7 protein-coding genes are annotated in these 5,770 nt (G+C 59.4%); all 7 read right to left on the bottom strand.

Translation table 11 applies throughout. The features are described 5' to 3' along the window. On the bottom strand, positions 1-914 hold a 914-nt coding region (locus tag VN887_06390; GenBank protein HXT39635.1), incomplete at its 3' end, for a hypothetical protein. Continuing rightward, positions 911-2,248: a type II secretion system protein GspK gene (locus VN887_06385; GenBank protein ID HXT39634.1), complete on the bottom strand. Its 1,338-nt coding sequence runs from the start codon at positions 2,246-2,248 to the stop codon at positions 911-913. The genes VN887_06385 and VN887_06390, both read right to left, overlap by 4 nt. A gap of 66 nt (positions 2,249-2,314) precedes the next feature. Further along, on the bottom strand, positions 2,315-3,019 hold the full coding sequence (locus VN887_06380; GenBank protein ID HXT39633.1) for a type II secretion system protein GspJ: 705 nt from the start codon (positions 3,017-3,019) through the stop codon (positions 2,315-2,317). Beyond that, positions 3,016-3,447, bottom strand: coding sequence for a hypothetical protein (locus VN887_06375; GenBank protein ID HXT39632.1), 432 nt, complete (start codon positions 3,445-3,447; stop codon positions 3,016-3,018). Before VN887_06375 ends, VN887_06380 begins: the two co-directional genes overlap by 4 nt. Then, positions 3,422-3,949: a GspH/FimT family pseudopilin gene (locus VN887_06370; protein HXT39631.1), complete on the bottom strand. Its 528-nt coding sequence runs from the start codon at positions 3,947-3,949 to the stop codon at positions 3,422-3,424. Before VN887_06370 ends, VN887_06375 begins: the two co-directional genes overlap by 26 nt. A gap of 17 nt (positions 3,950-3,966) precedes the next feature. Next, positions 3,967-4,410, bottom strand: a complete 444-nt coding sequence (gene gspG, locus VN887_06365; protein ID HXT39630.1) for a type II secretion system major pseudopilin GspG — start codon at positions 4,408-4,410, stop codon at positions 3,967-3,969. Between the two features lie 19 nt (positions 4,411-4,429). Next, positions 4,430-5,695 (bottom strand): type II secretion system F family protein, encoded by a 1,266-nt coding sequence (locus tag VN887_06360; GenBank protein HXT39629.1) that lies wholly within the window; start codon positions 5,693-5,695, stop codon positions 4,430-4,432. Between the last annotated feature and the right edge of the window lie 75 nt (positions 5,696-5,770).

Raw genomic sequence — 5,770 nt, 5'->3', positions numbered from 1 at the left:
GCGAGACTGAATGCGCTCGAAACCTGCGTGTCCGGCGGGATTGTCTTTCCAAATTCACTGGCCGGATAGACGGTGACAAGATCCACCTTGAGGCCGCCCGTTTCGAGGCGCGGACGAATTGCGTCCGCCAGTTTCTGCGCCTGCTCGCGAGGACCGAAGATGCGGACCTGTTTGACTGAATCGCGCAAATCTCCGGGCAATTGACCCAGCGTGATGCGTATCTCGCGGGCGATCAAGTCACCGTGGAGAACACGGACACCATCTTCCATTTCCATCGCGCCTTCCAATGCGCGCAAGGCGGCCACGCCCCCGCCCGCGGTGACTTGAAGCTCAACGTGACTTTCGCCGATGACCAGCGCCAGCACACCGCGCGAATCCCCGGCTCCGGCAGGTTGCAGCGCCGTTACTCCGAGGGAAAAACTCACGGGCTTCAATTTTGCCGCCCGCAATACCTGCTCCAGCCGTTCGAGGTGGACTTTTGGTATCCCGACGAACGTCGCGTGCTTTTCGCCGGAGACCGAATGGATCCGCGAGACGGCGACTTGCATCGTCGCCACATCCGTCGGAAAGCCGCGTTCGGCCTCGATTTGCAGATACTCGACTATGTCCGCCTCGGGAAGTTTCGGTATTGTCGTGTGGGCCGCCAGGGTCCATTTCATCGGCACGGCCACCACGCACCGGCGTTCCCGCACACCGGCGGCCTCGAGGTGATTGAGGATTTCGCGGCCGACCAGTTCCACTTCGTTGGTCATCGGATCAAGCGTCAGCGTCGCACCAAACCGCTGATGCGTCTGCAGAGAGCCGTTGGTCCGCCGAACGACGATGCCTTCCAAACGACTGCCATCCAACGCCAGCCCGAGCAGGCTGGAGGGAGATCCGCGCTTTGGAAATCTGATTTTGACGACGCTGCTCATGGTGTGCTTTTGGCGATCCACGTATCGCGGGTTTGCCTGCCCAGCGCCCACCCAAGACGGCTGAGATCCTGGCGATAAATGATTTTCGGAGTGCCTTCGCTGATGTCAAAAACGAATCTCACGCGCCGGTAGCCGCGCCCGAAGGGGCCGACAGCGGCGATGTCCGCGGTGAATTGATAGCTGTGCGTCGTGATGTAATCGCCTTGCGCAAGGGACTGGAGCGGTGCGCTGCTCGAGCCCAGTGCGTCAACAATCCACGCAATCGAAGTAAGACTCGCGGGATTCGACCGGCGGTAGTTCACCAGTTGTTGCGCCGTGTTGAGGTCCATGCCCGGCAGGCTGGCCAGCACTACGGCAGGTGCGGTGTTGATATTCACGCGCCCGATGGTAAAAGCGGCGTTGGTTGTGGTGATGTCATTGTAGATTTGGGCAAACTCGTCCGCCGTCATCGCCGCAGTCTGGTTGGCCGCCAAATAAAACTGCAACAGGCTGCCAAACACGGGAACCGGCTGCTGGCCGCCGCCGCCGGGACCACCGCCCCCCGGCGGAATGCCACCAAAGAGGCTTTGCATGATGGTTTGCGCGCGTGACGTGCCCAAACGCAATTCCAATAAAGAACGCAGACTGGCCTGATCATTTACGTTCGTCAGCGCGGTTCCGTCGCTGTGCGCGTTCGGTTGGCGGCTGTACACGGTGAAACAGTCAAAAAGTCCCGGGTCCGTGAGCCCGCTCTTGTTCTCGTTCGCATCGAGCACGCCGTTCTGATTAATGTCTTCGCCGACCAGAGTGTCCCTGGTCGCGCCGTAGAGGAGCCGCAGTTCGCCCACGGTTTCAAACGGAGCATGTTTCGCCAGATAACCGAGCTGGCTGTAATTCAGAGAGGTGCCGGTGCCATTGGTGTCGCGCCAGTCCATTATCGCATCGGCCAGATCGAACGTCATGCGGGGCAGGTTGCTTGAAATGATGTCCGACGTGAGCCACGGCGCGTTCAAATCCAGCTTCGACGCTTCATCCACCAGTCCGAAGTACGGCTCGGAGGCCGTGGCGCTGCCATTTGGGTCGCGGCCGATCAGCCAGAAGCGCCCGTTTGCTTCCGGTACTTTGTCGCTCCCCACCGGAACCGCCTCGGCCCCGTACTGGCTGATGTCAGGCACCGCGCCGTTGGTCGCATATATCTGGAGCATGGAATTCACGTAGCGCGCCGCGCCTTCGATGATCTGGTCCGACGCCAGGCCCGATGTCCGGTTATCGGCCGCCCTCATCTCCAGCGACATCGAGTTGGCAAAATACAACGCGATGCCGATCAATCCGAATGAAATCAATAATACGATCACGAGCACAGATCCGCTCCGGCCGGATCGCCCGTCCCGACAAATACAGTCTGACGTTCGCACTATCATTCAGTTTCCACTCATATCCATGCCGCCGCTCTGGTTCGTTCGTGACACGGAATCAATCGGCACGAGGAATTCAATCGGACTCGGCGCGCCCGTGCTGCCCCCCCCGGCGGCGGGCAGAATCCGCACCCGGACGGCGATGGGCACATTCGTCGTGAGAGTTGAGTCCCACGTGTTATACCAGTTTGTGCCATCGAAGCAGGAAAACGCCACGCTCTCGATGCCGCCCATCATCCACTGGTTTTCCGGCTGCGGTGTCACGGTCGAGAGCAGGTTGCGGGTGACACTGCGAATAAGATCCTTGCCGCGCGTAAGATTGTTGGCTGGCGGTTGTAATTCATAGGTGACCTTTTGCACCTCGCCCCAGGGCTCGTTTTCACGCAGCACTCCGGTCGTGGTATAAAGTTCGATGTCCACCGGCTGCGCCAGCCCGACGCTGCTCACGCCGCCGACCTTGAAGTCACCGGACAAAATGCCGTTTGCGGAGGGTGTCATCGCGCCCGCCAGATCGCGGCGCAGAATCTCGATCGCCTGCTGGATCGGGAGCGATTCATCCAGCGCACGCGTTGTGCTCTCCCGCAGGCGCATGGCGGTGAAAAAGACGGCGTTCGCCGCGATCAACACAATCGACGAAATTCCCACCGCTAGAATCAGCTCGATCAGCGTGAAGGCGCGCAAACCCCGCCGCATTGGAGGATTCAAATTCATTGTGTTGTGCCGGTCATCGTCGAAGTCACCAGGGCCGAAGGCGAAACCACCAGCGTGTTCAGGTGCACCGAGCATTGCCGGGCGCCCGTGGAAAACATCACCTCCACCGTGAGCAACTCCATCGTTGAGTCCTGCGACCAGGGCTGGCTGTTCAGCGTATATCGGAATTGGTGTCCGTTTTGAATCACTGTGCCGTTCAACGCGGAGCTCCAGTTCGTCGTGACGATGCTTTCGTTCAGCACGTCGGCGCCCAGGCGCGCGGCCTCGGCCTCGCGGATTGCAAATTCACCGGACAGGCTCGCAATGTGAAGCGCCTGCACCGCGACGGGAATCACGATGGCCATGAACATCAGCGCCGCCAGCACTTCAGCCAGAGTGAACCCGGCCTGGGGGTGTGCCGAATTATTTGTCGCTGTTGCGAATTTCATAGTTCAAGCCGTTCGTAGGCTGGACCAACCAGAGTGTCTCGCCATCGCGGCCCGTCAACCGCAACGCGGGCGGACTGTCTTCGTCCACGACTCCTTCGGGCAGAAAGCGGATCGCCGGGAGGCTCTGGCCGTTGACGAGCATGGGCGAAGCGTTCACGGCTTCCACCTGCACGTTATCTCCAAAACTGAACTCCTCGGCCTTCGGATCGGCATCCTGCGCGTTGCCATTCTGATTTTTTCCCTCTTCCTGCAGACCGTAGGCGCGCCGTGTCGAATCGACCCAAAGCAGCATCGGAAATCCGTCGGCGGCAGCGCGGCTCCGCGCGGCGTGTGTCAGGGACAGCAGCTGCCTCGCTTCCGAATCGAGCGCGCGCCCGGCCAGGAAGCGCGAAATCGACGGTGTGACCAACGAGGTCAGCACGGTGAGCAAGGCCATGACGAGAATCAGCTCGATCAGGGTGAAGGCGCGCCGGATCGAGTTCCCGATTTTGGGCCGTTTCATTCTCATCGCCGGATGATCTATCGTTTCAGGGTCCAATTCGTGATGTCATCGTCCGTTCCGGCCTGGCCATCCGGCCCGGCGGACATGATGTCAAAAGAAGTCGCGTTGTGTTTGCCCGGGCAGACGTAAATGAAATCACGGCCCCACTGATCTTTCGGCACGGTGTCGCTGTCGAGATAGGGCCCGTGCCAGTTTTGAGCGTCTCGCGGTTGTTGGATCAGGTCTTGCAAGCCATTTTGTCCTTTCGGAAAATACCCGTTGTCCACTTCAAAGGTTCCCAGGGCGGTTTTGAAGGCGGTGATTTGAGCCGCCGTCGCCTTGATCTTGGCGTCTTCACCTCGTCCCACGAGTTTGGGCACAACGATGGCCGCAAGAATGCCGATGATTGTGACCACCAACAGCATTTCAATCAATGTAAAGCCCCGACGGTTCCGATTACCTGAGGTGCAATTCAGTTTCATAATTCACTGGAGCGGAGGTTCATTTGATGTGTTCCTGCAATGTAAAGATCGGCAGCAACATGCCGATGAAAATGGTACCGACGAAACTGGCGATCAAAAAAAGCATGGCCGGTTCGGCGAACGCGACGGCGGTTTTCAACTGACGGTCCAGGTCGGCTTCGGTGACGTTCGCGATGCGGATCAATTCCGTGTCGAGCCGGCTGCTTTCCTCCGCCACGGAGACCATTTCCAGCACCGAGCCCGGGAACAGTCCCTTGCAATCTGCGAGACTTGCGCCCAGCCGCGCGCCTTCCTGCACGCGTTCGATGGATTGCGAGACGGCGTCCACGAGGATCTGGTTGCCGATGGATTTGCGGGCGACATTCAACGCTTGAACAAGCGGCACACTCGCGGCGAGCAGTGTTCCCAGCATCCGGCAAAATCGCGCCATGGCAAACCGCGCGGCGAGCGGCCCGACGATCGGCGCTTTCAAGATCAACCCTTCCCAAACGCGGCGGCCCTTTTCCGAAGCAAACCAGTTTTGGAGCAGCAACCCGCCCATGACCAACCCGGCAAGGACAAACAACCCGTAAGAACGCATGACGTTGCTCACACCGACAATGAGCTGGGTGATCAGCGGCAGCGACCCATGAAGACTGGCGAAAATACTTTGGAATCTGGGTATGAAAAACACCAGCAGAACGGTCAACACCACCAACGCGATCACGAGCAGAATGCATGGATACAGCATTGCCGTCAGCACCTTCGATTTCAGTTCCTTTTCCCGAGACTGAAAATCGGCAATCTGCGCCAGCACCGTGTCGAGGAATCCACCCGTTTCGCCCGCCTGCACCATGGCTGTGTAAACGCGCGGAAACGTCTCCGGCGATTTGGCCATCGCGTCGGCCAGGGACATGCCGTCAATGACGTGATCGTGAATCCCCTTCCACTTGGCCGCAACGACCGGATTTGACGACTCGCGGTAAAGAATCACCAGTGCGCGGCTCAAGGGCACGCCCGCGGCAAGCAAACTGGAAAGAAGCCGCGTGAAGTTCTCCAGTTCCCTCGCCGAAACTTTTTTGGATTTAAAATTGAAGGAAATCTTCCCGAGGTCTGCCAGGCCTCCCGACACGGCGGAGGAGCCGGAGCCATTTTTGCCGTTCGAAGCTGACTTTTCGGAGAGGCTCACTGGCCGCAGTCCAAGCACTTCAATCTGCCGGAAGGCGTCGGGCCGGCCCGCGGCTTCGACGTGGCCTTCAGCGATCGCGCCGTTGGTCTGCAACGCTCTGTATTGGAAGGTGGGCATTTGAGGGTGATCGGACGCGCTTTTGTTTTATTTCCTGGCGACCGCGATGCTGGCCGGAAGGGACGCCTCCGCCGT

This window comes from Candidatus Angelobacter sp. (assembly GCA_035607015.1).
In the GTDB taxonomy this organism is placed as follows: domain Bacteria; phylum Verrucomicrobiota; class Verrucomicrobiia; order Limisphaerales; family AV2; genus AV2.
Note: the sequence above shows the minus strand (reverse complement) of the source record. Positions and strands in the feature narration are given on the sequence as shown.

Excerpts from the sequence above, each read along its gene's own strand:
- VN887_06370 (HXT39631.1), bottom strand. The coding sequence starts at position 3,949 with ATGAAACGGCCCAAAATCGGGAACTCGATCCGGCGCGCCTTCACCCTG.
- VN887_06375 (HXT39632.1), bottom strand. The coding sequence starts at position 3,447 with ATGAAATTCGCAACAGCGACAAATAATTCGGCACACCCCCAGGCCGGG.
- VN887_06380 (HXT39633.1), bottom strand. The coding sequence starts at position 3,019 with ATGAATTTGAATCCTCCAATGCGGCGGGGTTTGCGCGCCTTCACGCTG.
- gspG (HXT39630.1), bottom strand. The coding sequence starts at position 4,410 with ATGAAACTGAATTGCACCTCAGGTAATCGGAACCGTCGGGGCTTTACA.
- VN887_06360 (HXT39629.1), bottom strand. The coding sequence starts at position 5,695 with ATGCCCACCTTCCAATACAGAGCGTTGCAGACCAACGGCGCGATCGCT.